This window comes from Thermus altitudinis, from assembly GCF_022760835.1.
GTDB classification, from domain to species: Bacteria; Deinococcota; Deinococci; order Deinococcales; family Thermaceae; genus Thermus; species Thermus altitudinis.
The window spans coordinates 1-22,918 of sequence record NZ_JAKTNQ010000020.1 but is presented as its reverse complement, the minus strand read 5'-3'; the positions used below and the strand labels follow the sequence as shown (position 1 = coordinate 22,918).

The 22,918-nt window shown below is 66.6% G+C and carries 27 protein-coding genes, 1 tRNA gene and 1 pseudogene; 13 read left to right on the top strand and 16 right to left on the bottom strand.

Going from position 1 to position 22,918, the window contains the following annotated elements:
• The first annotated feature begins 31 nt into the window (after positions 1 to 31).
• The 3 genes from L0D16_RS08200 to L0D16_RS08190 are packed head-to-tail and all read left to right on the top strand — an operon-like array spanning position 32 to position 5,600.
• Positions 32 to 1,087 carry a mechanosensitive ion channel family protein gene (locus L0D16_RS08200; RefSeq protein ID WP_243031267.1) on the top strand — a complete coding sequence of 352 codons (1,056 nt, stop codon included), beginning with the start codon at positions 32 to 34 and terminating at the stop codon, positions 1,085 to 1,087.
• A 2-nt stretch (positions 1,088 to 1,089) separates the two neighbouring features.
• The gene (locus L0D16_RS08195; protein ID WP_243031266.1) at positions 1,090 to 3,399 is read left to right on the top strand and encodes a coiled-coil domain-containing protein; all 2,310 of its coding nucleotides are present in this window, start codon (positions 1,090 to 1,092) and stop codon (positions 3,397 to 3,399) included.
• A gap of 20 nt (positions 3,400 to 3,419) precedes the next feature.
• Complete coding sequence (locus L0D16_RS08190; RefSeq protein ID WP_243031265.1) at positions 3,420 to 5,600, top strand: RelA/SpoT family protein; 2,181 nt, start codon at positions 3,420 to 3,422, stop codon at positions 5,598 to 5,600.
• Here the strand turns inward: L0D16_RS08190 and L0D16_RS08185 are convergent.
• Positions 5,597 to 5,977, bottom strand: coding sequence for a secondary thiamine-phosphate synthase enzyme YjbQ (locus L0D16_RS08185; RefSeq protein WP_243031263.1), 381 nt, complete (start codon positions 5,975 to 5,977; stop codon positions 5,597 to 5,599). The two genes, L0D16_RS08190 and L0D16_RS08185, sit on opposite strands and share 4 nt — an antisense overlap.
• An 84-nt stretch (positions 5,978 to 6,061) precedes the next feature.
• On the bottom strand, positions 6,062 to 6,853 hold the full coding sequence (locus L0D16_RS08180; RefSeq protein WP_243031262.1) for a class I SAM-dependent methyltransferase: 792 nt from the start codon (positions 6,851 to 6,853) through the stop codon (positions 6,062 to 6,064).
• 34 nt (positions 6,854 to 6,887) lie between these two features.
• Between L0D16_RS08180 and L0D16_RS08175 the strand changes: the two genes are divergently transcribed.
• The 3 genes from L0D16_RS08175 to L0D16_RS08165 are packed head-to-tail and all read left to right on the top strand — an operon-like array spanning position 6,888 to position 9,295.
• On the top strand, positions 6,888 to 7,934 hold the full coding sequence (locus tag L0D16_RS08175; RefSeq protein WP_243031260.1) for a glucose-1-phosphate thymidylyltransferase: 1,047 nt from the start codon (positions 6,888 to 6,890) through the stop codon (positions 7,932 to 7,934).
• Positions 7,934 to 8,821 carry a biotin--[acetyl-CoA-carboxylase] ligase gene (locus L0D16_RS08170; RefSeq protein WP_243031257.1) on the top strand — a complete coding sequence of 296 codons (888 nt, stop codon included), beginning with the start codon at positions 7,934 to 7,936 and terminating at the stop codon, positions 8,819 to 8,821. The genes L0D16_RS08175 and L0D16_RS08170 overlap by 1 nt, the downstream gene beginning before the upstream one ends.
• 51 nt (positions 8,822 to 8,872) lie before the next feature.
• Positions 8,873 to 9,295 carry a DUF2203 domain-containing protein gene (locus tag L0D16_RS08165; RefSeq protein WP_243031242.1) on the top strand — a complete coding sequence of 141 codons (423 nt, stop codon included), beginning with the start codon at positions 8,873 to 8,875 and terminating at the stop codon, positions 9,293 to 9,295.
• On the opposite strand, the gene L0D16_RS08160 is transcribed toward L0D16_RS08165, so the two are convergent.
• The gene (locus tag L0D16_RS08160) at positions 9,255 to 9,638 is read right to left on the bottom strand and encodes a metallopeptidase family protein (RefSeq protein WP_243028256.1); all 384 of its coding nucleotides are present in this window, start codon (positions 9,636 to 9,638) and stop codon (positions 9,255 to 9,257) included. The genes L0D16_RS08165 and L0D16_RS08160 overlap by 41 nt on opposite strands.
• Complete coding sequence (locus tag L0D16_RS08155; protein ID WP_243031234.1) at positions 9,635 to 10,048, bottom strand: 23S rRNA (pseudouridine(1915)-N(3))-methyltransferase RlmH; 414 nt, start codon at positions 10,046 to 10,048, stop codon at positions 9,635 to 9,637. Before L0D16_RS08155 ends, L0D16_RS08160 begins: the two co-directional genes overlap by 4 nt.
• Positions 10,049 to 10,181: 133 nt before the next feature.
• On the opposite strand from L0D16_RS08155, the gene L0D16_RS08150 reads away from it, so the two are divergent.
• The 5 genes from L0D16_RS08150 (at position 10,182) to lpdA (ending at position 15,482) form a co-directional block, all read left to right on the top strand.
• Complete coding sequence (locus L0D16_RS08150) at positions 10,182 to 11,285, top strand: thiamine pyrophosphate-dependent dehydrogenase E1 component subunit alpha (protein ID WP_243031231.1); 1,104 nt, start codon at positions 10,182 to 10,184, stop codon at positions 11,283 to 11,285.
• 10 nt (positions 11,286 to 11,295) lie between these two features.
• The gene (locus L0D16_RS08145; RefSeq protein ID WP_243031230.1) at positions 11,296 to 12,270 is read left to right on the top strand and encodes an alpha-ketoacid dehydrogenase subunit beta; all 975 of its coding nucleotides are present in this window, start codon (positions 11,296 to 11,298) and stop codon (positions 12,268 to 12,270) included.
• Between the two features lie 181 nt (positions 12,271 to 12,451).
• The gene (locus L0D16_RS08140; RefSeq protein WP_243031227.1) at positions 12,452 to 12,682 is read left to right on the top strand and encodes a hypothetical protein; all 231 of its coding nucleotides are present in this window, start codon (positions 12,452 to 12,454) and stop codon (positions 12,680 to 12,682) included.
• A 24-nt stretch (positions 12,683 to 12,706) separates the two neighbouring features.
• Positions 12,707 to 14,086: a dihydrolipoamide acetyltransferase family protein gene (locus tag L0D16_RS08135; protein WP_243031224.1), complete on the top strand. Its 1,380-nt coding sequence runs from the start codon at positions 12,707 to 12,709 to the stop codon at positions 14,084 to 14,086.
• A 10-nt stretch (positions 14,087 to 14,096) separates the two neighbouring features.
• Positions 14,097 to 15,482, top strand: a complete 1,386-nt coding sequence (gene lpdA / locus L0D16_RS08130) for a dihydrolipoyl dehydrogenase (RefSeq protein ID WP_243031221.1) — start codon at positions 14,097 to 14,099, stop codon at positions 15,480 to 15,482.
• On the opposite strand, the gene L0D16_RS08125 is transcribed toward lpdA, so the two are convergent.
• From L0D16_RS08125 to lipB, 6 genes are read right to left on the bottom strand one after another with little or no spacing between them, the layout of a single operon-like run.
• Positions 15,479 to 15,751 carry a branched-chain amino acid transport gene (locus tag L0D16_RS08125; protein WP_243031218.1) on the bottom strand — a complete coding sequence of 91 codons (273 nt, stop codon included), beginning with the start codon at positions 15,749 to 15,751 and terminating at the stop codon, positions 15,479 to 15,481. The two genes, lpdA and L0D16_RS08125, sit on opposite strands and share 4 nt — an antisense overlap.
• Complete coding sequence (locus tag L0D16_RS08120) at positions 15,748 to 16,383, bottom strand: AzlC family ABC transporter permease (protein WP_243031216.1); 636 nt, start codon at positions 16,381 to 16,383, stop codon at positions 15,748 to 15,750. The genes L0D16_RS08125 and L0D16_RS08120 overlap by 4 nt, the downstream gene beginning before the upstream one ends.
• Before the next feature lie 2 nt (positions 16,384 to 16,385).
• The gene (locus L0D16_RS08115; protein WP_243031212.1) at positions 16,386 to 17,258 is read right to left on the bottom strand and encodes an NAD(P)-dependent oxidoreductase; all 873 of its coding nucleotides are present in this window, start codon (positions 17,256 to 17,258) and stop codon (positions 16,386 to 16,388) included.
• 9 nt (positions 17,259 to 17,267) lie between these two features.
• On the bottom strand, positions 17,268 to 17,633 hold the full coding sequence (locus L0D16_RS08110) for a DUF3054 domain-containing protein (protein ID WP_243031210.1): 366 nt from the start codon (positions 17,631 to 17,633) through the stop codon (positions 17,268 to 17,270).
• A gap of 29 nt (positions 17,634 to 17,662) precedes the next feature.
• Positions 17,663 to 18,634, bottom strand: a complete 972-nt coding sequence (gene lipA, locus L0D16_RS08105) for a lipoyl synthase (RefSeq protein WP_243031208.1) — start codon at positions 18,632 to 18,634, stop codon at positions 17,663 to 17,665.
• A complete protein-coding gene (gene lipB, locus L0D16_RS08100; protein WP_243031300.1) occupies positions 18,618 to 19,280 on the bottom strand; it encodes a lipoyl(octanoyl) transferase LipB in 663 nt (220 codons plus the stop codon). The genes lipA and lipB overlap by 17 nt, the downstream gene beginning before the upstream one ends.
• A gap of 166 nt (positions 19,281 to 19,446) precedes the next feature.
• Here lipB and L0D16_RS08095 point away from each other — a divergent pair, with 166 nt between their 5' ends.
• Positions 19,447 to 19,638 (top strand): hypothetical protein, encoded by a 192-nt coding sequence (locus L0D16_RS08095; protein WP_243031206.1) that lies wholly within the window; start codon positions 19,447 to 19,449, stop codon positions 19,636 to 19,638.
• On the opposite strand, the gene L0D16_RS08090 is transcribed toward L0D16_RS08095, so the two are convergent.
• From L0D16_RS08090 to rpsF, 5 genes are all read right to left on the bottom strand, one after another.
• Positions 19,635 to 20,450, bottom strand: a complete 816-nt coding sequence (locus tag L0D16_RS08090; RefSeq protein WP_243031193.1) for an SDR family oxidoreductase — start codon at positions 20,448 to 20,450, stop codon at positions 19,635 to 19,637. The two genes, L0D16_RS08095 and L0D16_RS08090, sit on opposite strands and share 4 nt — an antisense overlap.
• 62 nt (positions 20,451 to 20,512) lie before the next feature.
• Positions 20,513 to 20,956 carry a 50S ribosomal protein L9 gene (gene rplI, locus L0D16_RS08085; protein ID WP_243031191.1) on the bottom strand — a complete coding sequence of 148 codons (444 nt, stop codon included), beginning with the start codon at positions 20,954 to 20,956 and terminating at the stop codon, positions 20,513 to 20,515.
• Positions 20,957 to 20,965: 9 nt separating this feature from the next.
• On the bottom strand, positions 20,966 to 21,232 hold the full coding sequence (rpsR, locus tag L0D16_RS08080) for a 30S ribosomal protein S18 (protein WP_243031189.1): 267 nt from the start codon (positions 21,230 to 21,232) through the stop codon (positions 20,966 to 20,968).
• Positions 21,229 to 22,038 carry a single-stranded DNA-binding protein gene (ssb, locus tag L0D16_RS08075; protein WP_243031169.1) on the bottom strand — a complete coding sequence of 270 codons (810 nt, stop codon included), beginning with the start codon at positions 22,036 to 22,038 and terminating at the stop codon, positions 21,229 to 21,231. Before ssb ends, rpsR begins: the two co-directional genes overlap by 4 nt.
• 9 nt (positions 22,039 to 22,047) lie before the next feature.
• Positions 22,048 to 22,353, bottom strand: coding sequence for a 30S ribosomal protein S6 (rpsF, locus tag L0D16_RS08070; protein WP_243031167.1), 306 nt, complete (start codon positions 22,351 to 22,353; stop codon positions 22,048 to 22,050).
• A gap of 100 nt (positions 22,354 to 22,453) precedes the next feature.
• On the opposite strand from rpsF, the pseudogene L0D16_RS12670 reads away from it, so the two are divergent.
• Positions 22,454 to 22,654: pseudogene (locus L0D16_RS12670) on the top strand (tyrosine-type recombinase/integrase); the annotation flags it as partial.
• An 85-nt stretch (positions 22,655 to 22,739) separates the two neighbouring features.
• On the opposite strand, the gene L0D16_RS08060 reads toward L0D16_RS12670, so the two are convergent.
• Positions 22,740 to 22,815, bottom strand: a tRNA-Asn gene (locus tag L0D16_RS08060).
• Positions 22,816 to 22,918: the final 103 nt, after the last annotated feature.

Sequence of the window (22,918 nt, the reverse complement as noted above, 5' to 3'; positions counted from 1 at the left end):
CCCCAATATACCCTTGGGATATACTCCCCACATGGTGGCCCTACACCTAGCCCTGGCCCTCCTCCTGGCCTGGCTTTTGGGCCGCTATGGGGCCAAGGCCTTAAACGCCTTAGGGCGCCTAACCCCCACGGGGCGGGATGACCGCTTCTTCCAGGCCCTGGGTTTCCTTTGGTGGGGGGTGGTGGTCCTGCTGGCCCTAAGCTACCTGGCCCATACCCTTTCCTGGCCCTTAGAGCCCTTGGCTTCTTGGGGGAAGGCCCTGGTGGGGTGGCTGGGAAGCCGGGGCTTGGCCATTTTGGCGGTGGCGGGCCTCACCTTTGCCGCCTACCGGCTCATCCCCCTCCTTCTGGCCCAGCTTCCTGAGGCCGAAGGGGAGCTGACCCGGGAAACGGTGCGGCGCAAAACCCTGAGGGTGGTGGCGGAGTCGGTGCTTAGGATCACCGTCCTGGTCCTGGGGGGGCTCTTCCTGCTTTCCAACCTGGGCTTCAACGTCACCGCCCTCCTGGCGGGGGCCGGGGTGGTGGGCCTAGCGGTGAGCTTCGCCGCCCAGAACCTGGTCCGGGACTTTATTAACGGGTTTTTCATCCTCTTGGAGGATCAGTATGGGGTGGGGGACATCGTCCAGATCGGCGGGCTAGGAGGACGGGTGGAGCGCTTTAACCTGCGGATCACCGTGCTCCGCGACCTGGAGGGCCGGGTCCACTTCATCCCCAACTCCGAGGTGCGCCAGGTGACGGTCCTCACCCAGGAGTGGAGCCGGGCGGTGGTGGACGTGGGCGTAGCCTACAAGGAGGATCTGGACCGGGTTCTGGAGGTCTTCCGGGACGAGGTGGTCCGCTTCCACCAAGACCCAGAGTGGCAGGACCGTTTCACCGAGCCCCCTGAGGTCCTGGGGGTGCAGAACCTGGACCAAAGCGCCGTGGTCATCCGGGTCCTCTTTAGCACCAAGCCCGCGGAGCAGTGGGCCGTGGCCCGGGAGTTCCGCCGCCGCATCAAAAACCGCCTGGACCGGGAGGGCATAGAGATCCCCTACCCCCACCAGAAGCTCTACTTCGGCGAACCCCTTAGGCTGGAGAAGGGAGCGTAAGGATGGCGGACGTGTACGGAACCCTCCTAAAGGCCATCCATCCCCACCTGGGCGCCCGGGCCGAGACAGTGTTGGCGGAGGGGCTAAAGCGCCTGGGCAAACGGCCTTCCGAGCTCACCCCGGCGGATGGGGCCCACCTCTTGAAGGGCTTGGTGTACCGCGAGCTCCAGGCCCGTATGCGCCCGGAGGAGGCCAGGCGGTTGGTGGAGGGGGTGCTGGCCCAGATAGAAGGCCAAGGGACTAGGCTGGCCAAACTGGAACAGGGCTTGAAGCGCTTTGGGCTTTACGTGGACTGGCCGGAGGTGGCCCGGCTACGGGCCTTGGTCAACCGCCTGCGCCAGGCCCCGGACCCCGGGCTTTTGGCGGAGGGGGAGGAGCTCTTAGAGGCCCTGGAGGAGAGGTGGGAGGAGGCCCTCCTGCGCCAGGCCCAGGACCTGGCCCACCTGGAGGAAGCCCTGGAAAGGGTGCGCCATCTGGGAGGGCCCAAGGTGCGGCGGCTGGAGAGCCTGGTGGAAACCCTTCGCCAGGCCCAGGGGGAGGGGATCCTGGCCCAGGCGGAGGTGGAGCGGGCCCGGAGCCTGGCCCTGGAGCTGCGGAAGTTCCTGGAGTCCAGCGCCGTCAAGGCCCCCACCCTGCCGGAGATCGTCTTTGAAACCCAGGAGACCCCCCCGGAAACCCCTTCCTCCCACCCCACCGACGTTTTCCTCACCGTGGAGGAAGCCTCCCAGCTGGAAGGGGAGCTCATTGTGGACCTCGAGGCCCTATCCCAGGAGGCCAGCCAGCGGATCCTGGCCCTGGAGGTGGAGGAGGAGAAGCGCAGGCTGGAGGAACTCCTGAGCCGTTATGCGCCCCTGGTGGAAAGGGCCACGGTAAGCCCCCTCCTCGCCGAGGTCCAGGCCCTATTGGATGCGGGCACCCCCGTGGGGGAGAAGCTAAAGGCCCTGGAGGAAGCCTTCCAGGAGGCCGAGAGAAACCTGCGGGCGAAAAAGCGGGCCCGGCTGATCCAGCTGGAGGAGGCCCTGCGCCTCCTTTCCCTTCCCGAGGAGGCCAAGCTCCCCCTGCAACGGGCCCTGCAGCTGGCGGAGGAAACCCTGGAGGAGGGCGGCTACCCCGACCTCCTGCCCCTGGAGGGGGAGCTTAGGCGCCTGGAGGCGGAGGCTCGGCGCAAGGCGGAGGAGGAGAAGCGCCTCCTCCAGGAGAAAGAGGCCCTGGTGGAGGAGCTAAAGGAGAAGGGTGAGGCCTTCCTCCCGCTTCTGGAAGAACTGCAGGCGCTCCCCCCGGAGGCCCTTCCCCAAAGGCTTCCCGAGGTGCGGGCCCGGTACGCCGAGCTCCTCAAGGCCCAAGGGGAGGAGGCCGCCCTAAGGGCCAAGCTAGAGGAGGCACAAAAGGCCCTGGAGGCTCTAAAACCCCAGGCCCTGGCCCTGGGCCTGGGGGAGAAGGTGGCCCAGGCGGAAGCGCTTTTGGCCCAGGGAGGCCTTCCCGATGTGGAAGACCTCAGGGCCAAGCTGGAGGAGGCCAAGGCCCAAGCCCGGCAGGAGGCCCTTTTGGAACTGGGCCGCCTCCAGGCCCTGGCGGAACGCTTCCGCGGCTTCGGAGGAGAGGGGGTCTTGCGGGCCATCGCCGAGGAAAAGGGCAAACCCCTCCCCGACCCCACCCCCATCACCCGGGCCCTGGAGGCCTTAAAGCGGCGGATGGAGGCCAAGCGGGAGGAGCTCACCACCCGCCTCACCGCCTTCTTCCAAAGCTACGCCCGCGTGGAAGGCTTCCAAAGCGAGACCAGCCGCCGCCTGAAGGCTCTTCTTCCGGTGCTGAAAAGCGCCCAGGAAAAGCTTCCCCGCCTAGGACCCCAAGGCCTCCTCCAGGTGGAGAAGACCCTGGGCCAGGCGGAGGCCCTTCTCCGGGAGCTGGAAAGGGAGCGGGAAGCCGCCAAGGCTGTGCTCCAGGAGATTAGGGGCGAGGACCTGGAGGCCCTCCTGGGGGTCTTTGACCAAGGCCGGGCCCCCACCCAGGCAAGCCCCCTAAGGAAGGAGGCATCCCCAGCCGAAGGCCAGGATGACCTCTCCCCCTTGCGCCTTCCCGGGGTGGAGGTGCTGGGCTACCTGGGGGAGGCCTTGCCCTTGCCCAGGGAACCCCTGGAGGCCTTAGTCCGGGCCCTGGACCAGCTGGATAAAAGCCTGGGCCAGACCCGGGGGCCTGCGGCCATCCTCCTGGGGGAGAAGGCCCTGGTCCTGGCCCCGCGCAAAAGCCGCACCCTGGTGGCCTTGCTGGAAAGGTCCAGCCTTTCCGCCTTCCTCCTGGAGCTCGCCTCCTGAGGGTGCTACACTGAAGAATAGTGGTAACCGCTTCGGCCCTTTGGGAAAGGCTTGAACCACTTCTAGACTACCTCCCAGCGGGGGAACGGGAAAAGGTGCGGGAGGCCTACCTCTTCGCCGAGGAGGCCCACCGGGGCCAGCTGCGAAAGAGCGGGGAGCCCTACATCACCCACCCGGTGGCGGTGGCGGAGATCCTGGCCTCCTTGCGCATGGATGCGGACACCGTGGCCGCAGGCCTCCTCCACGACACCCTGGAGGACTGCGGGGTGGCCCCCGAGGAGCTGGAAAGGCGCTTTGGCCCCGGGGTGCGCAAGCTGGTGGAGGGGGAGACCAAGGTCAGCAAGCTCTACAAGCTGGCCAACCTCGAGGGGGAGGAGAAACGGGCCGAGGACCTCCGCCAGATGTTCATCGCCATGGCGGAGGACGTGCGCATCATCATCGTGAAGCTGGCGGACCGCCTCCACAACCTACGCACCCTGGAGCACATGCCCCCCGAGAAGCAAAGGCGCATCGCCCAGGAAACCTTGGAGATCTACGCCCCCCTGGCCCACCGCCTGGGGATGGGGCAGCTGAAATGGGAGCTGGAGGACCTCTCCTTCCGCTACCTCCACCCCGAGGCCTACCACGCCCTTCTCTCCCGCATCCAGGAAACCCAGGAGGCCCGGGAGCGCATCGTCCAGAAGGCCATGGCCGCCCTGGAGGAAACCTTGCGCAAGGACGAGCTCCTCCAGGCCCAGCTGCAAGGCTTTGAGGTCACGGGCCGGCCCAAGCACCTCTACTCCATCTGGAAGAAGATGGAGCGGGAGGGGAAGGCCCTGGAGCAGATCTACGACCTCCTGGCGGTGCGGGTGATCCTGGACCCCAAGCCCGCCCCCACGGAGGAGGGTAGGGCCTTAAGGGAAAAGCAGGTCTGCTACCACGTCCTGGGCCTGGTCCACGCCCTTTGGCAGCCCATCCCGGGACGGGTTAAGGACTACATCGCCGTGCCCAAGCCCAACGGCTACCAGTCCCTTCACACCACGGTTATCGCCCTGGAGGGGCTCCCCTTGGAGGTGCAGATCCGCACCCAAAAGATGCACCGCGTGGCCGAGTACGGGATCGCCGCCCACTGGCTCTACAAGGAAGGCCTCACCGATCCCGAGGAGCTGAAGAGGCGGGTTTCCTGGCTGAAAAGCATCCAGGAGTGGCAGCAGGAGTTCAGCAGTTCCCGGGAGTTCGTGGAGGCGGTAACCCGGGACCTCCTGGGGGGCAGGGTCTTCGTCTTCACCCCCAAGGGGCGGATCATCAACCTGCCCAAGGGGGCCACCCCCGTGGACTTCGCCTACCACATCCACACCGAGGTGGGCCACCACATGGTGGGGGCCAAGGTGAACGGGCGGATCGTTCCCCTCTCCTACGAGCTACAAAACGGGGAGATCGTGGAGATCCTCACCAGCAAAAGCGCCCACCCCTCCAAGGACTGGCTGGAGTTCGCCAAGACCCGTAGCGCCAAGAGCAAGATCCGCCAATACTTCCGCACCCAGGAGCGCCAGGAAACCTTGGAGCGGGGACAGAACCTCTTGGAGCGCTACCTGAAGCGCCGCGGCCTCCCCAAGCCCAGCGACAGCCAGCTGGAGGAGGCCGCCAAAAAGCTGGGCATCGCCCCCTCCCCCGAGGAGCTTTACCTGGCCTTGGCCCTGAACCGCATCACCCCCAAACAGGTGGCGGAGAAGCTTTACCCCAAGGCCCTCCTGAAACCGGAAAAACCCAAGGCCATCCCCAAGAACGAATGGGGGATCCGCCTGGAGCAGGACCTCCAGGCCCCCATCCGCCTGGCCTCCTGCTGCGAGCCCATGAAGGGGGACGCCATCCTGGGCTTCGTCACCCGGGGCCGGGGGGTCACCGTCCACCGGGCGGACTGCCCCAACCTGCGCCGCATCCTCCAGGGACCGGAGGCCGACCGGGTCCTCGGGGCCTACTGGGAGGGGGTGGGGGGCAAGGTGGCCACCCTCGAGGTCCTGGCCCAGGACCGCACCGGCCTCCTGAGGGACGTGATGCAGGTGGTGGCCGAAGCCGGCAAAAGCGCCCTAGGCTCGGAGACGCGGATTCTCGGCCCCATGGCCCGCATCCGCCTCCGCCTCATCGTGCAGGATGGGGAACGGGAAGCCCTGGCCCAGGCCCTAAGGGGCGTGAGAAGCGTGCAGGAGGTGCGCTGGGTCTAGAGGAGCCGCACCCAAACCTCCCGCATCCTGGGCCCGTCAAACTCCGCCAGGAACACCTGTTGCCACCGGCCGAGCCTAAGCCTCCCCCCTTCCGCGGGAAGGAGGAGGTGGACCCCGGTGAGGAGGCTTTTCAGGTGGGCGTGGGAGTTCCCCTCCCCATGCCGGTCCTTGGGGTGGACCCTGGGGGCAAGCTCCTCGAGGCGGGCCAAGAGGTCGTGGGCCACATCGGGGTCTGCTCCCTCCTGCACGGTAAGGGCGCAGGTGGTGTGGGGAACGAAGAGGTAGACCAGGCCGCTATGCCCGGCCAAAGCCTCCTCCACCTGACGGGTGATGTTCACCAGGCCCTCCTTGGGTGTGGGGATCCGGATGGCCTTCATCCTTTCAGCATACGGGGCCAGAAAGGCAAGGCCCTTAAGCAACAACTTAAGATTTGAGGCCTCCCAGGCACCCCGGGGGCAGGGCTAGGCCATCCGGGTGGCGCGCAGGGTAAAGCTCCTTTCCAGGGTAAAGGGGCGGTCCAGGTCGCCGAACTCCCCTTCGGCCCAGGCCCAGAGCCGGGGCATGATGCCCTGGTGCACCTCCTCGGGAACCAGCTGGGTGAAGGAGTAAAGCCTTTCCTCCAGGGCCTCCAGGGCCTGGCGCAGGGTGCGCGCCTCCCGCCAGCGCACCACCTCCCGGGCCTTGGGCTTTAGTCCCAGGCGCCTTAGGGCTTCCTCCACCTCCTGAAGCCGCCTTTTGTGTAGGCCCCGCTCCACCCTCACCCCCTCCGCCTCCACCAAGGAGCGCCACCTTTCCTGGATCCCGCGCTCCTCTTCCGCCTCCATTTCGTCCCAGCCCTCCAGGAGCACCCCCCCCGGCTTCAGCACCCTCAGGGCCTCCGCCAGGGCCTTGGGCCAGTCGGGGAGGAGGTGCCAGAGGTGGACCACGATCACCCCGTGCACGCTCTCATCGGGCAGGGGAATGGCCCGGGCATCCGCCTCGAGGAGGCGCACCTTGCGCATCACCCCGGCGGCCTTCTGGCGGAAGACCTCCAGCATGGCCGGGTCCTGGTCCAAGGCGATGTAGGGGTAACCCCGGGCGATGAGGGGCAGGGCAATGCGCCCCGTGCCCACCCCAAGCTCCAGGAGCACCGCCTCCTCCCCCCGCACCCCTAGGGCATTCCCCATGGCGGTGGCGATGCGGCCCGCCACCTCGGGGGGGTAGGCCCGCAGGCGGTCGTAGGCGTAAGCCGCACGGATGGAGGCTTTAGGCATCCCTTAGTCCATTTTAAGGGGTATACTCCCCAGCGTGAAAGGACTTGTACTGGCTGCCGGACGGGGTACGAGGCTTCGTCCCCTCACCCACACGAGGCCCAAGCCGGTGATCCGGGTGGCGGGAAGGCCCATCCTCCACTACGGCCTGGAGAACCTGCTCCAAGCGGGCATTGAGGAGATCGGGGTGGTGGTCTCCCCGGAAACGGAAAAGGACATCCGGGAAGCCCTTTCGGGCTACCGGGTATGGTACATCCTGCAAGAGGAGCCCCAGGGCCTGGCCCATGCGGTGGCCGTGGCCCGGGACTTCCTAGGCCAAAGCCCCTTCGTCCTTTACCTGGGGGATAACCTCTTCCAAAAGGGGATCGCCCGCTTCCTCCAGGCCTTCACCCCAGGGGTGAGCGCGGTGATCGCCCTGGTACGGGTGGAAAACCCCAGCCAGTTCGGGGTGGCGGTTTTGGAAGGGGAAAGGATCGTGCGCCTTCTGGAAAAGCCCAAGGAGCCTCCCTCGGACCTGGCGGTGGCCGGGGTGTATGTCTTCACCCCGGAGGTCCTGGAGGTCATCGGGGAGCTAAAGCCTTCAGCCCGAGGGGAGTACGAGATCACCGACGCCATCCAAGGCCTCATCGACCGGGGGAAGAGGGTGGTGGGGGTGGAGGTGGAGGGCTGGTGGAAGGACACCGGCCGCCCCCAGGACCTCCTGGACGCCAACCGCCTCCTTCTGGAGGAGCTGGAGGCCCGCATAGAGGGCGAGGTGGCGGAAAGCCAAATCACGGGGCGGGTGGTGGTGGAAAAGGGGGCTAAGGTGGTGGGGAGCACGGTGATCGGCCCCGCCTTTATCGGGGAGGGTGCGGTGGTGGACGGGGCCTACATCGGCCCCTTCACCTCCTTGGGGCCGGGGGCCAAGGTGGTGCGCTCCGAGGTGGAGTACTCCATCCTCGAGGACCACGCCCTCCTGGAGGACGTGAGCCTGCGCCTCCAGGAAAGCCTCCTGGGGGTGGGAGCCCAGGTGCGAAGCCGGAATGGCCTCCCCCGGGCCCACCGGCTGATCCTGGGGGATCTTTCCCAGGTGGAACTGGCCTGATGCCTGGCCTTTTGCCCCTGCTCACCGAAGAGTACCAAAGGGGCGAGGCCTTGGCCCGGCGCCTAGGGGTGAGCCGCCAGGCGGTTTCCAAGGAGGCGAGAAGGCTTCTTGCCGAGGGGTTCCCCGTGGAGGTGCACCGCCAGGGCTACCGCATCCGGCCCGGCACCCCCCTGCCCCACCTCTTCCATCCCTTGGGGCGGCTGGGCCGGCCCTACCGGTATCTGGGCCGGGTGGGAAGCACCCAGGATGTGCTCCGGGCCTGGGCGGAGGAGGGCGTGGCGGAGGGGGCCCTGGTCCTGGCCGAGGTCCAGGAAAGGGGCCGGGGAAGGCGGGGAAGGCCCTGGGAAAGCCGCCCAGGGGAAAGCCTTACCTTTTCCCTGCTCCTGCGCCCGGCCCTGCCCCTTTCCACCCTGGGGCTTCTCCCCCTTGTGGCCGGCTTGGCCCTATGGCGGGCGGTGGGGGTGGGGGGGCTTAAGTGGCCCAACGACCTCCTCGCTCCCGATGGCAGGAAGCTAGCCGGGGTGCTCCTGGAGGCCAAGGCGGAGGGAGAAGAGGTGGCCTACGTCCTCCTGGGCGTGGGGGTGAACGTGGAATGGGCCCCCGAGGGGGCCGCCGCTTTGCGGGAGTTCTCCCCCGCCTCCCGACGGGAAGTGCTCTCGGGCTTTCTCCTCCACCTGGAAGGCCTCCTCCCCCTTCTGGAGAACCCGGAGGCCCTTCTAGCCCTTTACCGGCAGGCCTCCTACACCCTGGGCCAGAGGGTGCAGGTCCAGACCGCAAGGGGCCTGGTGGAAGGCGTAGCGGAAGCGGTGCTCCCCGACGGGAGCCTCCTGGTGGGAGGGGTAAAGGTGGGGGCCGGGGATGTGGCCCTCCTGGGCTTCCCTACTTGAGTATCCTAGGCTTAGATTTTCCTAAATGGTTGTGCTAGGATAGGGTCAGGTATGTTCGCCCGCATCTTCACCAAGGAGGAGGCCGACACCCTGCTTCCTGAAATCCGGCGGATCCTGGCCCAGATGCGCGAGAACCGCAAGGAGCTCCAGGAAGCCCAGGCCCGGCTTCCCCAGGCCCGGGGGCTGGAGCGCAGGAACCTGGAGGAGGAGGTGCGCTTCCTCCTGGGCTCCTTGGAAGCGGACGCCCGCTATCTGGCCTCCTTAGGCGTCTTCCTCAAGGACCTGGACCGGGGCCTGGTGGACTTCCCCGCCCGGATTGGGGGCGAGGTGGTGTTCCTCTGCTGGCAGGAGGGCGAGCCCGAGGTGGCCCACTACCACCCTTTGGCCGGGGGTTTTGCCCAGCGCCGGCCCCTACAGGAGGCCTCCTTGCCCCCTACCCCCTCCCACCCCGGCGAAACTCGGCCAGGCGCCTAAGGTCTTCCTGGACCAGCTCGTCCCGGCCCGCCAGGGACTCCAGGTGGTGCCTTAGCTCGTGGAGAAGGGTTTCCCAGACCTCCCCTTCCCAGTCAAACCCCGGCCCCGCCACCTTCTGAAAGGAACCGTAGTAGAGGGCAATATGCCGCCCAAGCCCTTCAAAGCCGCGGAAGGCCGAGGGAGGGCCGGGGTCCAGATACTCCCCCAGCCGCCAGACTCCCCTTAGCCCCGGCTCCGGCTTGGCCTGGGGCAGGACATGCACCCCCTGAAGCTCCCGCTTGAAGGCCTCGGGGATCTCCGCCCAGAGCCTTTCCACCAGGTCCACAAAGGCCTCGTAGGTCATGGCCGGTGGTAGGGATGCCCCGCCCTCAGGGTAAGGATCCGGTATAGCTGTTCCATGAGGACCAGAAGGGCCAGCTCGTGCTGCAAGGTGAGGGGGGAGAGGGAAAGGAGGAGGTGGGCCCGCTCCCGTACCCCTTCCGGGTAGCCCTCGGCACCCCCCACCAGGAAGGCCACCCGCTCTCCCTCAAAGCGCCTCAGTTCCTGCAAAAGCCCCTCCGTGGTGAAAAGCCTCCCCCTCTCGTCCAGAACCACCCTGCGGTGGCCCTCCGCCTGGGGCAGGAGGTCCTTGGCCTCCTTGACGAACTGGACCTCGAGGGGGGCATACCTTCGGATGCGGTGCGCATACTCCTCCACCCCCAGCCGGGCGTAGGCCAGCCTGGGTTTGCCCACCGCCACCACCCTAAGCCGCACGCCTCCATCCTAAGGCCAGGGTATACTCAAAGGCGAAGGGAAAGTGGGACCTCACCCACCCCGATAGAGGAGCCTTAGGCCCTTACCCAGGGCAGGCTCCAGGAGCGCCAAAAGCGCGGGAAAAGGAGGGTTTATGGTAAAGGATACCCACCGGTTTCAGCCCTTCACCCCCGAGCCCATAAGGCTCATAGGGGAAAAGGGGGAGTGGCTGGGGGATTTCCCCTTGGACTTGGACGAGGAGAAGCTACGCCGCCTATATCGGGACATGCTGGCGGCCCGGATGCTGGACGAGCGCTACACCATCCTCATTCGCACCGGCAAAACCAGCTTCATCGCCCCTTCGGCCGGGCACGAGGCCGCCCAGGTGGCCATCGCCCACGCCATCCGGAAGGGCTTGGACTGGGTCTTCCCCTACTACCGAGACCACGGCCTGGCCTTGGCCTTGGGCCTGCCCCTGAAGGAGATCTTCGGCCAGATGCTGGCCACCCGGGCTGACCCCAACAAGGGCCGCCAGATGCCGGAACATCCGGGCTCCAAGGCCCTCAACTACTTCACCGTGGCCAGCCCCATCGCCTCCCACGTGCCCCCCGCCGCCGGAGCGGCCATCAGCATGAAGCTCCTAGGCACGGGCCAGGTGGCGGTCTGCACCTTTGGGGACGGGGCCACCAGCGAGGGGGACTGGTATGCGGGCATCAACTTCGCCGCCGTACAGGGGGCCCCTGCCGTTTTCATCGCCGAGAACAACTTTTACGCCATCAGCGTGGACTATAGCCGCCAGACCCATAGCCCCACCATCGCCGACAAGGCCCATGCCTTTGGCATTCCCGGATATCTGGTGGATGGCATGGACGTTCTGGCCGCCTACTACGTGGTCAAGGAGGCGGTGGAGCGGGCCCGCATGGGGGAGGGCCCCAGTCTGGTGGAGCTCAGGGTCTACCGCTACGGCCCCCACTCCTCCGCGGACGACGACAGCCGCTACCGCCCCCGGGAAGAGGTGGAGGCCTGGCGGAAGCGGGACCCCATCCTGCGCTTCCGGCGCTTCCTGGAGGAGCGGGGCCTTTGGAACCTGGAGTGGGAAGAGGAACTCCAAGAGGCCATCCGCGCCGAGCAGGAAAAGGCCCTAAAGGAAGCGGAGGAGGCGGGACCGGTACCGCCGGAATGGATGTTTGAGGACGTCTTCTCGGAAAAGCCCTGGCACCTCAAGCGCCAGGAAGCCCTTCTCAGGGAAGAGCTCTAAGGAGGTCCCCATGGCCCTCATGACCATGGTGCAGGCCCTGAACCGGGCCCTGGATGAGGAGATGGCCTTGGACCCCAAGGTGGTGGTCCTGGGGGAGGATGTGGGCAAAAGGGGCGGGGTCTTCCTGGTAACGGAAGGCCTCCTAAAGAAGTACGGCCCCGACCGGGTCATGGATACCCCCCTTTCCGAGGCCGCCATCGTGGGGGCGGCCCTGGGCATGGCCGCCCACGGTTTAAGGCCGGTGGCGGAGATCCAGTTCGCCGACTACATCTTCCCCGGCTTTGACCAGCTGGTAAGCCAGGTGGCCAAGCTCCGTTACCGTTCCGGCGGGCAGTTCACCGCGCCCTTGGTGGTGCGCATGCCCTCTGGGGGTGGGGTCAAGGGCGGGCACCACCACTCGCAAAGCCCCGAGGCCCACTTCGTGCACACCGCTGGGCTCAAGGTGGTGGCGGTTTCCACCCCCTACGACGCCAAGGGCCTCCTAAAGGCGGCCATCCGCGACGAGGACCCCGTGGTCTTCCTGGAGCCCAAGAGGCTTTACCGCTCGGTGAAGGAGGAGGTGCCCGAGGAGGACTACACCTTGCCCATCGGCAAGGCCGCCATCCGGCGGGAGGGGAAGGACCTCACCCTCATCGGCTACGGCACGGTCATGCCCGAGGTGCTCCAGGCGGCGGAGGAGCTGGAGAAGGCAGGGGTTTCCGCCGAGGTTTTGGACCTCCGCACCCTCATGCCCTGGGACTACGAGGCGGTGATGAACTCCGTAGCCAAGACGGGAAGGGCGGTGCTGGTATCCGATGCCCCCCGGCACGCCAGCTTCCTCAGCGAGGTGGCGGCCACCATCGCCGAGGACATCCTGGACATGCTCCTGGCCCCTCCCATCCGGGTGGCGGGCTTTGACACCCCCTATCCCTACGCCCAGGACAAGCTGTACCTGCCCACCGTCACCCGCATCCTCAAGGCCGCCAAGCGGGCGTTAGACTACTGATATGCCCAAGGAACCCATTTTTCTGGTGGAGGAAGCGGAAGACGGAAGCCATCTTCGCCCAGGGAGAAACCTGGGAGGAGCTTAGGGAGATGGTGCGGGACGCGGTGCCCTGCCCCTACCCCGAAGGAGAAACCCCCAGGGGCCTCCGCTTGCGCCTCGTCCGGGAGGAGGTTCGCGCTCCATGAAACTTTCCCGGGATCCCCATGGGGAGGATCGGACCACACCCTTGTCCCGCCTGGGGTACCGGGTGGTGCGCCGGACGGGAAGCCCCCTCCGCCCTACCTGGAACAGAGGAGGCCGGGAACACCCCCTTTCCCTCCCCCGCCCCCATCCCCTTGGGCTGGGTACCCTGGCGGGGGTTTTACGGGAAATGGCGGAGGCCCAAAACCTAACCCGGGGAGGGGCTTCTTAAGCTCTTAGATCTGTAAGGAGGCCTATGCCCAAGGAAATCCTCATGCCCGAACTGGCGGAAAGCGTGGTGGAAGGCGAGATCCTGAAGTGGCTGGTGGAGGAAGGGGACTACCTCAAAAAGGACCAGCCCTTCGTGGAGGTGATGACCGACAAGGTCACGGTGGAGCTCCCCTCCCCCTATGAAGGGGTGCTCCTGAAGAAGCTGGCCAAGGAGGGGGAGGTGGTCAAGGTCCATGCCCCCATCGCCCTCCTGGCGGAGCCCGGGGAGGCGGTGGCCGGGGTAAAGGAACCGGAGGCTCCGCCGGTACAAGCGGTGGAAGAGCGCTCCCTCGTGGAGCCCGGTCTCCCCCCCAAGGAGGAAAAGGAGGACCTCTCCCTCTTCAAGCCGGACACCACCCAGGTGGCGGTGAAGAACCCCTTCCTCGAGGCCCAAAGGGAAGCCCCCAAGGAGGGGCCAGGCCCAGGCCGCATCCTGGCGGTACCCGCCGCCAGAAAGCTGGCCCGGGAGCTGGGGATTCCCCTCGAGGCCATCCCGGGCTCGGGCCCCATGGGCCGCATCCGGGTGGAGGACGTACGGGCCTATGCGGAGAGGCTTAAGGCCCAGGCCGCACCCCCGCCGGAAGCCCCCAGGGAGGCCCCAGCACCCCTTCCCTTGGGCTTCCCTCCCCCGCCCCGTTACACCTCTCCCAAGGGCTACGAGGGGCTGGAGGAGCGCATTCCCTTAAGGGGCATCCGCCGCACCATCGCCCAGGGGCTTTGGCAAAGCCACCTCTACACGGTGCGCACCCTGAACGTGGACGAGGCCGACCTCACGGAGCTGGTGGCCCTTAGGGAACGGCTGAAGCCCGAGGCCGAGCGCCAGGGGGTAAAGCTCACCTACCTGCCCTTCATCTTCAAGGCGGTGGTGCGGGCCTTGAAGAAGTACCCCATGCTGAACACCAGCCTGGACGAAGAAAGGCAGGAGATCGTCTACAAGCGCTACTACCACCTGGGCCTGGCGGTGGCCACGGAAAGGGGGCTTGTGGTGCCCGTGGTGCGGGATGTGGACCGGAAGAATATCCTGGAACTTGCCCAGGAGATCGCCGAGCTTTCCGCCAAGGCCCGGGAGGGGAAGCTTTCCCCCGAGGAGGTCACGGGCTCCACCTTCACCGTGACCAACATCGGCTCGGTGGGGGCCCTCATGAGCTTCCCCATCATCAACGTTCCCGAGGCCGCCATCCTGGGGGTGCACTCCATCCGGAAGCGGCCCTGGGTGATGCCGGATGGCTCCATCCAGGCCCGGGACATCATGTATCTCTCCCTCTCCTTTGACCACCGCCTGGTGGACGGGGCCGAGGCCGCCTCCTTCACCCGGGAGGTGATCCGGCTATTGGAAAACCCCGACCTCCTCCTTCTGGAAATGTAGGATGGACCCCATGAAGACCTACGACCTCATCGTGATCGGCACCGGGCCCGGCGGCTACCACGCCGCCATCCGGGGGGCGCAACTGGGGCTTAAGGTTCTGGCGGTGGAGGCCGCCGAGGTGGGGGGCGTGTGCCTGAACGTGGGGTGCATTCCCACCAAGGCCCTGCTCCACGCGGCAGAAACCCTCCACCACCTGAAGGCGGCCGAGGGCTTCGGCCTAAAGGCCAAGCCCGAGCTGGACTTCAAAAAGCTTGGCGCCTGGCGGGATGGGGTGGTGAGGAAGCTCACCGGGGGGGTGGCTGGGCTCCTAAAGGGCAACAAGGTGGAGCTTTTGCGGGGCTTCGCCCGCTTCAAGGGCCCCAAGGAGATAGAGGTAAACGGGGAAACCTACGGGGCCAAAAGCCTCATCATCGCCACGGGAAGCGAGCCCATGCCCTTAAAGGGTTTCCCCTTCGGCGAGGACGTCTGGGACTCCACCCGGGCCCTACGGGTAGAAGAGGGCATTCCCCAGCGCCTCTTGGTGATCGGGGGCGGGGCGGTGGGGTTGGAACTGGGCCAGATCTACCACCGCCTGGGTTCGGAGGTAACCCTCATTGAGTACATGCCCGAGATCCTCCCGGCAGGGGACCGGGAAACCGCCGCCCTTCTGCGCAAGGCCCTGGAGAAGGAAGGGATTAGGGTGCGCACGGGCACCAAGGCGCTGGGCTACGAGAAAAAGGGGGATGGCCTCCGCGTTCTCCTGGAGCCCGCCCAAGGGGGAAAGCAAGAGGAGATCGTGGTGGACAAGATCCTGGTGGCGGTGGGCCGCAAGCCCCGCACCGAGGGCCTAGGCCTGGAGAAGGCCGGGGTGAGGGTGGACGAGCGGGGCTTCATCCAGGTGAACGCCCGCCAGGAGACCTCGGCCCCCGGGGTCTACGCCATCGGGGATGTGGCCAGGCCTCCCCTTCTCGCCCACAAGGCCATGAAGGAGGGCCTGGTGGCCGCAGAAAACGCCGCCGGGAAAAACGCCCTCTTTGACTACCAGGTGCCCAGCGTGGTCTACACCGGCCCCGAGTGGGCCGGGGTGGGGCTTACGGAGGAGGAGGCGGGGAAGGCGGGGTACAAGGTGAAGGTGGGGAGGTTTCCCCTTGCCGCCAGCGGCCGGGCCCTCACCCTGGGAAGCGCCGAGGGCCTCATCAAGGTGGTGGGGGACGCGGAAACCGACCTCCTCCTGGGGGTCTTCATGGTGGGGCCCCAGGCGGGAGAGCTCATCGCCGAGGCCACCTTGGCCCTGGAGATGGGGGCCACGGTCTCCGACCTGGGCCTTACGGTCCACCCCCACCCCACCCTCTCCGAAGGCCTCATGGAGGCGGCAGAGGCCTTGCATAAGCAGGCCATCCACATCCTCAACCGCTAGAGGAGGCCCAGAAGCCCGTAAAGCCCCACCCCCAGGAACACGGCCAGGCCCAGGTTTCCCGTAAGCCGCGCCCCCAGGTAGGTGCCCAAAAGGGCCAGGCCGGTGCGGAGCCACTCCGGGGAAGGGGGTGGGCTAAAGGCGGAGACCAGGAAAAGGGCCACCACCAGGGCCGGCCCCGCCTGGCCGGCCCGTAGGCTTCCCTCCCCCCGCCAGGGCAGGAGGCGGAGGAGAAAGGTGCCCAAGGCCAGGAGAAGGAGGGCCAGGGTCATGGCCTCCTCCCCCCAAAAAGCCCGATGACCCCAGCCAAGAAAAGGCCCCAGGCCGTCTGGCCCAGGAGGTGCAAGGCCAGGGCCGCCCCGCCCGCCAGGAGGGCCAGAGGGTTCCTGAGGTGGGGCAGGGCCAAGAGGAGAAAGAGGGCCGGAAGGGCAAAGGAAAGGGCCTCCCCTAGGACCGGCCAGGCCAAAAGCCCCTTGGCCCCCAGGGCCCCGAGGGCGGTGCCCAGGTTCCAGGAGAGGTAGGCCCCCAAGCCCAGGCCCAGGAAGTAGCCCCGCCTCTCTTCCGGAAGGAGGCCGGGAAGGGCTTTTAGGGCCAAGGCGAAGACCTCATCCGTGAGGAAAAAGGCTTCCAAGGGACCCCCTTTCAGGTAGGGCCGGAGGGCTGGGCCGTAGAAGGCATGGCGCAGGTTGAGGAGAAGGCCCAAGGTGGCCGCCAAAAGGGGCGGCACCCCTTGGGCCAGAAGCCCCAACAGGGCAAACTGGCTGGCCCCGGCGAAGACCAGGAGGGAGGTGAGCTGGATCCAGAGGTAGCCAAGCCCCGCCTGGGCACCCAGGGCGCCAAAGGCCACGGCCACGGGGAAATAGCCCAAAGCGATGGGCCAGGCGGCCTCTAGGCCTTCCCTCATCCTTAGCGGATCTCCACCCCGCCCCAGCGCTCCAGAAGCTTCAGGGCCTCCACGTGGTCGGCCTCCGGGCCCAGCTCCCTCTTGGCCATCTCGTACACCTCCCGGGTGAGGCGGAGAAGGAGACTTGGGGCCTTCTCCCCATCCAAAACCCCCATGGCGATGCCCAGATCCTTCACCAACAGGCCCAAGGCAAAGGTCTTGGGGAAGGCGCGCGTGAGGACCCTTTGGGGGATCAGGTTCTCCGTGGCGTTGGAGCGGCCACTGGAGGCATTGATCACCTCGAGGGCCTTCTCCGCGGAAACCCCTTGCCGCACCAAGGCGAGGAGTCCTTCCCCCGCCGCCCAGAGGTTCACCGCCAAAAGGGCGTTGTTGATGGCCTTCACCGCATGCCCCGCCCCCACGGGCCCCACGTGGACCACCTTGGCGGCGTAGGCCAGGTAGGGCCTCACCCTCTCCACCGCCTCGAGGGGCCCCCCCATCATCACCGTGAGAGTGCCCTTTTCCGCCCCGATGGTCCCCCCGGAAACCGGGGCGTCCAGGTAGACCACCCCCTTTTCCCGAAGGCGCTCCGCCAGCTTGCGGCTTCCCTCAGGCTCCCCGCTGGTGGCGTCCACCCAGTAGGTGCCGGGCCTCAGGTGGGGCCAAAGGGCCTCCGCCACCTCCGTCACCTCCTTGGTGGTGGGCAGGCAGGTGAAGACCACCCTAGCCTCCGCCACCCCTTCCAGGGGCACGGCCTGGGAGCCAAAATCCTCCTGGTGCCTTAGGGCCTTGGCAAAGGTGCGGTTCCAGACCAGGGTGGGAAACCGCTTGGCCAAATGGGCGGCCATGGGGTAGCCCATGGCCCCGAGGCCGAGGAAGGCCACCTTCTCTTCCATGTCCCCTTTTTACCAGAGCCTCTGGAGCTTGGCGAGGCCCCGGAAGAGGAGGAGGAAAAGGAGGCTAAAGGCCATGGCCACGCCCAGGAAGACGAAAAACCCCACCCCAAACCCCAGGCCCAGGACCATCTGCCTAAGCCACAGCCCTGCGGGAAAGGCCAAGGCCCAGGTGAGGAGGAGGTTTTGCCAGGTGGGCTTACGGTAAGTGCCCAGGAAGGGGGAAAGGAGAAGCCAGACGAAAAGCACGGGCAGCACGTTTCGCGCCAGGCCCCCAAAGGTTATGGGTTGGCCATGGGAAAGCAGCCCAGCCCCGGCAAACAGGAGGAGGGCCAAAAGGTCCAGGAGGAAAAGGGAGGTGGTGCGGCTTCCCGCCATGGCCTTAGCCTACCAGGTGCAGGGCCACTCTACCTTTGGGAAGCCTCCAAGAAGACCCGATCTGCCCGGTAGGAGCTCCGCACCAAAGGCCCGGCGAAGACCTCCTTAAAGCCCAGCCCGTACCCCCAGGCCTCGTAGCGCTGGAAGTCCTCCGGGGGCACGTACCGCTCCACGGGCAGGTGGGCCGGGGTGGGGCGCAGGTACTGGCCCAGGGTGAGGATATCCACCCCCGCCTCCCTCAGGTCCCGCATGGCCTCGAGGATCTCCTCCTCCGTCTCCCCCAGGCCCAGCATGAGGCTGCTCTTGGTGAGGACCCCGGGGCGGTAACGCTTGGCGTGGGCCAGGACCTTAAGGGTCTGGTCGTAGCCCGCCCGGGGGTCCCGCACCTTGGGGGTGAGGCGGCGCACGGTCTCCAGGTTCTGGGCGTAGACCTCGGGGCCCGCATCCAAAACCGTCTCCACCGCCTTTAGGTCCCCCTGGAAGTCAGGGGTAAGGGCCTCCACCAAGACCCCGGGAGCCTTCTCCTTGATGGCCCGGATGGTGGCGGCGAAGTGGGCCGCCCCACCATCGGGAAGGTCGTCCCGGTCCACGCTGGTGAGGACCACGTAGCGGATATGAAGCCGGGCGATGGCCTCGGCCACCCTACGGGGCTCCTCCGGGTCTATGAGGCCCTTAGGATTCCCTGTGTCCACCGCGCAGAACTTGCAGGCCCGGGTGCAGATGCCCCCCAGGATCATCACCGTGAGGGTGCCATGGCTCCAGCACTCCCCCACGTTGGGGCAAAGGGCCTCCTGGCAGACGGTGTGGAGCTTGAGCTCCGCCACCGTGGCCTTCAGGGCCTGGTACTTGGCCCCCGTGGGCAGGGTGGCCCGGAGCCAGGCGGGCTTGTGCCGGTCCACGGGCTCCGGCCGGGTCTGGGCCAGGCCGTGCTTCACCACCTTGAGCTCCACCACCTCCCCGGTGGGGGCTATGAGCTCCACGGTTTCAAACTTGGGCTTCACGATGGTCCTCCTTTAGGCGGGGCTCCATTCCGAAAACCTCGGCGAAGGCCTGCACCACCCTGCCCTTCACCTCCTGCATGGGAATCTTGCGGCCTAAAAGCCGCTCCAAGGAGGTGACCCCTTTCCCCTTAAGCCCACAGGGGATGATGACGGAGAAGTCGTTCAAGTCGGTGTTCACGTTAAGGGCGAAGCCGTGGAAACCCACCCCTTCCTTCACCGCCACCCCGATGGCGCAAAGCTTCTCCTCCCCCACCCAGACCCCGGCGTACCCCGGGGTGGGGTAGGCCTTTAGGCCATAGGAGGCCGCCACCCTTACCACGGCCTCTTCTATCTGGCGCAGGAAGCGGCGCACCTCCCGGCCCACGGGGAAGATGGGGTAGCCCACCAGCTGCCCCGGCCCATGATAGGTGACGTCCCCACCCCGTTCCACCCAGTAGAGCTCAAAACCGTTCTCCCGGTACCAGCTTTCGGGGAAAAGGAGGTTCTCCCCCGTGGCCTTCCGCCCCAGGGTGACGACCCGGGGATGCTCCAAAAGGAGCAGGGTGGGGGGGCGCTCGCCCCGCACCACCTGGCCGTGCACCCCCTTCTGGTACGCCCAGGCCTCCCCGTAAGGCACCAGGCCTAGGTCCTCCACCAGAAACTCCACGTCCCTAAGCATACGCCAGGGAAAAGCCCCCACAAAGTGGGCCCCCTTACCCCCCGTTTTTCCTCTGCCGTTCCCCTAGCGTCCCCAAAGGCCTAGGGAAGGGCCTTTCCGGGCTCTTGGGCCCCCCCTTGACCAGGCCCTGACAAGAGGGGCCTAGGCTAGGGCCATGAACCGGGAAACACGGCTGGAGATGCTCTTGGAGCTTGAGCCCGAGGCCTTGGACCCAGGGCTAGCGGAAAAGCTCATGGATGAGGTGCTGGCAGTTTTCCGCAGGCACCTTCCCGTGCGGAGCCTCGAGGGCATCCTGAAGCGGCAGGAAGGGCGTCTGGTCTTTCTCGTGGCCCTGGAGCTGGCCTAGGCCAGAAAGCGGGCCAGGAGCTTGTCCCGTAAGGCTTCGGGAAGGTGGCGGAGAAGAAGGGTCCGCCACCCCTTAGGGGCCACCAGGTAGCGGGCCCTGGGCCTTGGGTCCAGGAGGGCTTTCAGCACCACCTCCGCCACCCTTTCCGGGGGTAGGCCCCTTTTGGCGCTGGCCCTAGCCATCTTGCGGGCCACCTCCAGGTAGCGGCCATACACCCCTTCCGTACCGGGAGGAGGGGGCTCCAAGTAGGCGGCCGCCCAGCGTTCCGAGCGTTCCCAGATAGGGGTGGCCACGGGCCCCGGTTCCACCAAGACCACCCTCACCCCAAAGGGAAGGAGCTCCACCCTCAGGGCATCCGCCAGGGCCTCGAGGGCGAACTTGGTGGCGGCATAGGGGCCTGCCAGGGGCAGGGCCACCAGGCCGGACACGGAGCCCATGAGCACCACCCGCCCCCGGCTTTGGCGGAGAAGGGGCAAGAAGCCCTTCACCGTGGCGAAAGCGCCCAGAAGGTTCACCTCCAGGACCTGACGGAAAGCGGAAAGGGGAACAAGCTCCAGTGGCCCCGCCACCGCAATCCCCGCATTGGCCACCAAACCCTCCAACCCCTCCCCTTCCAGAAGCCTTCGGGCCTGCAAAAGGCTTTCCTCCTGGGTTACGTCCAGGAGGAGGGGCACCACCCCCAGGGCGCGCAGGGCCTCGGCATCCTGGGATTTGCGCACCCCGCCATAGACCCGAAAGCCCTTGGCCGCCAAAAGCCGGGCCGTGGCCAGACCGATGCCGCTACCCGCTCCCGTGATCAGCACGCGCCGCATAGGAAAAGCTTAAGGACCCCCGACTGTCCAGGGGTCCCCGCAGCCTGCCGGACCCATGGCCCCTACTGGGCCACCACGCTCACCTTCAAGGCTATCGGCACCTCGGGGTGGGGCTTGTAGGTGAGGACGTACTCCCCCAGCTCCTTGATGGGCCTTTCCAACACCAGGCGCTTGGGATCAATGGTGATGCCGTGCTGGCGGGAAAGGGCCTCGGCGATGTCCTTGGCGGTCACGGAGCCGTAGATCTTGGTCTCCCCCGCCCGCACCGGGATGGTGAGGGTGAGGTTTTCCAGGATCTCCTTAAGACGCTCCGCCTCCGCCTTCCTCTCCGCCAGGCGCTTGGCCTGGGCGCGGATCTTGGCCTCCAGGGCCTTCAGGTTGCTCTCCGTGGCCAAGACCGCCAGGCCCCGGGGCAGGAGGTAGTTCTTGGCGTAGCCGGGCTTCACGTTCACCACCTGGCCCACATCGCCCAGGTTCTCCAGGGGTTCAAGCAGGATGACCTTCATGTCCACCCCCTATTTGCGCACCAGCTTCTCCGTGAAGGGAAGAAGCCCCAAAATCCTCGCCCGCTTGATGGTGCGGGCCAGGATGCGCTGCTCCTTGGCGGTGAGCCCCGTGCGGCGGCGGGGAAGGATCTTCCCCGTCTCCGACAGGAACCGCTTCAGCACCTCTACGTTGCGGTAGTCCTTCAGGTCAAACTCCCCCAGGCTGGCCTTGACCTTGGCCTTCCTGGAAGGACGCTTCTGCGTCTCCTTCTTGGGTTTAACGTTCTTCGTGCTCAAAACGGCAAATCCTCCTCCGGCGGGAAGTCTTCCAATCCTTCGTCAATGTCCACCCCACCCGTCTGGACAGAGCGCCCTGGCTCTTGGGGCCTGCTTCCGCCGGCTCTTTCAGGCCCACGGGTGGGTCGCTCCAACCTGAGGGCTTCCACACGGGTCTGGAAGCGCCTCTCCCCGGTGGAGCTGGTCCAGGAGTCGTTCACCAAACGGCCGATCACCAAAAGCCCCTCACCCCGCTTGAGCTCGGAGGCCCACTCGGCCAGGTCGCGCCAGGCCTGAACCTCTATAAAGTGGGTCTTTTCCCCTTCCGGCCCCTGGCCAGGGCGGCGCTCGTTCACCGCCAGGCCCAGCCGGACCACCGCCGTCCCCTGGGGGGTGTAGCGCAGATCGGGATCGCGGGTGAGGTTGCCCATGAGGATCACCTGGTTGAGGGCGTGGCGGAGCCTAGGCTGGCCCCGGGCATCCTCCACGGTTTCCCGCCCTCGGGCCTCCAGGGGATCGATGAAGTCCGCCCGGATCTGGAGCTCGCTCCGCCTCTCCCCATCCCGCTCCCACTGCCGGTACTCCAGCCGCCCCTCCACGAAGACCAGCTGGCCCCTTTCCAGGACGTCCCCCCACATCTCCGCCTGCCGCCCTAAAAGGCGCACCCGGTGGTACCAGGACACCTCCTTTTCCCCAGAGGCATCCCACAGGGTATCCTGGCCCGCGAGGCTTAGGTCCAAAATGGCCATGCCCCCCGGGGTATAACGCATGTCTGGACGGGCGGTAAGGGTCCCGATGAGAAATACGCGGTTCAGGCCTCTTGCCATGGGAACAGTTTACGCTTTGGCCAGCAGGGGTTCCTGGGCCTTCACCACCATGACTCGGCGCACGTTGTCGCGCAGGCGAAGCTCCCGGGCTAGGTGGTTCACCCGGTCTTCGGGCATCTCCACCTGGTACCAGAGGAAGTAGCCCTGGGTGTCCTTGGCGATGGGGTAGGCCAGGCGGCGTACACCCCATTCCTCCACCTTCTCCACCCGAGCACCGAAGGCCTCGAGGGCCTTGCCGATGATCTCCTTCTCCAGGGCGAGCTGGGTCTGGTCCAGGTTGGGGCTCAGGATGATGTTCACCTCGTACTTGCGCATTCACACCTCCTTTCCGGGCCCGGCAGGCCGCACGAGGGATGATTATACCCTCTCTTACTCCCCAAAAAAAGACCCAGGGGGCCCGAAGGCCCCCACCTGGCTCCGCGGGCACGACCTCCGCCACACCCATGCGACCCTCCTCCTCCGCAAAGGGGTGCCGGTGGAGGTGGTGAGCGAGAAGCTAGGCCACGCCACCCCCGCTTTCACCCTGACGCAATACCGCCATATCCTCCCCGAGGAGCGGCGGGAATATGCCCTTTCCCTGGCGGATCTCACGGGCACTAACCGCGCCAAAGCCTAGGGGGTTAGCGTGGGTTGCAGTACGGTTGCAGTACCAAAAGCTTCCCCGCCCCCTTGCGGGGGCGGGGCTTTGCGGCTCCTGATGCTGGCTCCGCGGGCAGGACTCGAACCTGCGACCAACCGGTTAACAGCCGGCCGCTCTACCAGCTGAGCTACCGCGGACCGACCGCACTAGGCACTATAGCAGGAGGCCCGGGGAAGCGTCAAGAAGATGTAATCGGTCAATACATCTGAGACTGGGGGACCGACTCCGCTTGCATTTTAG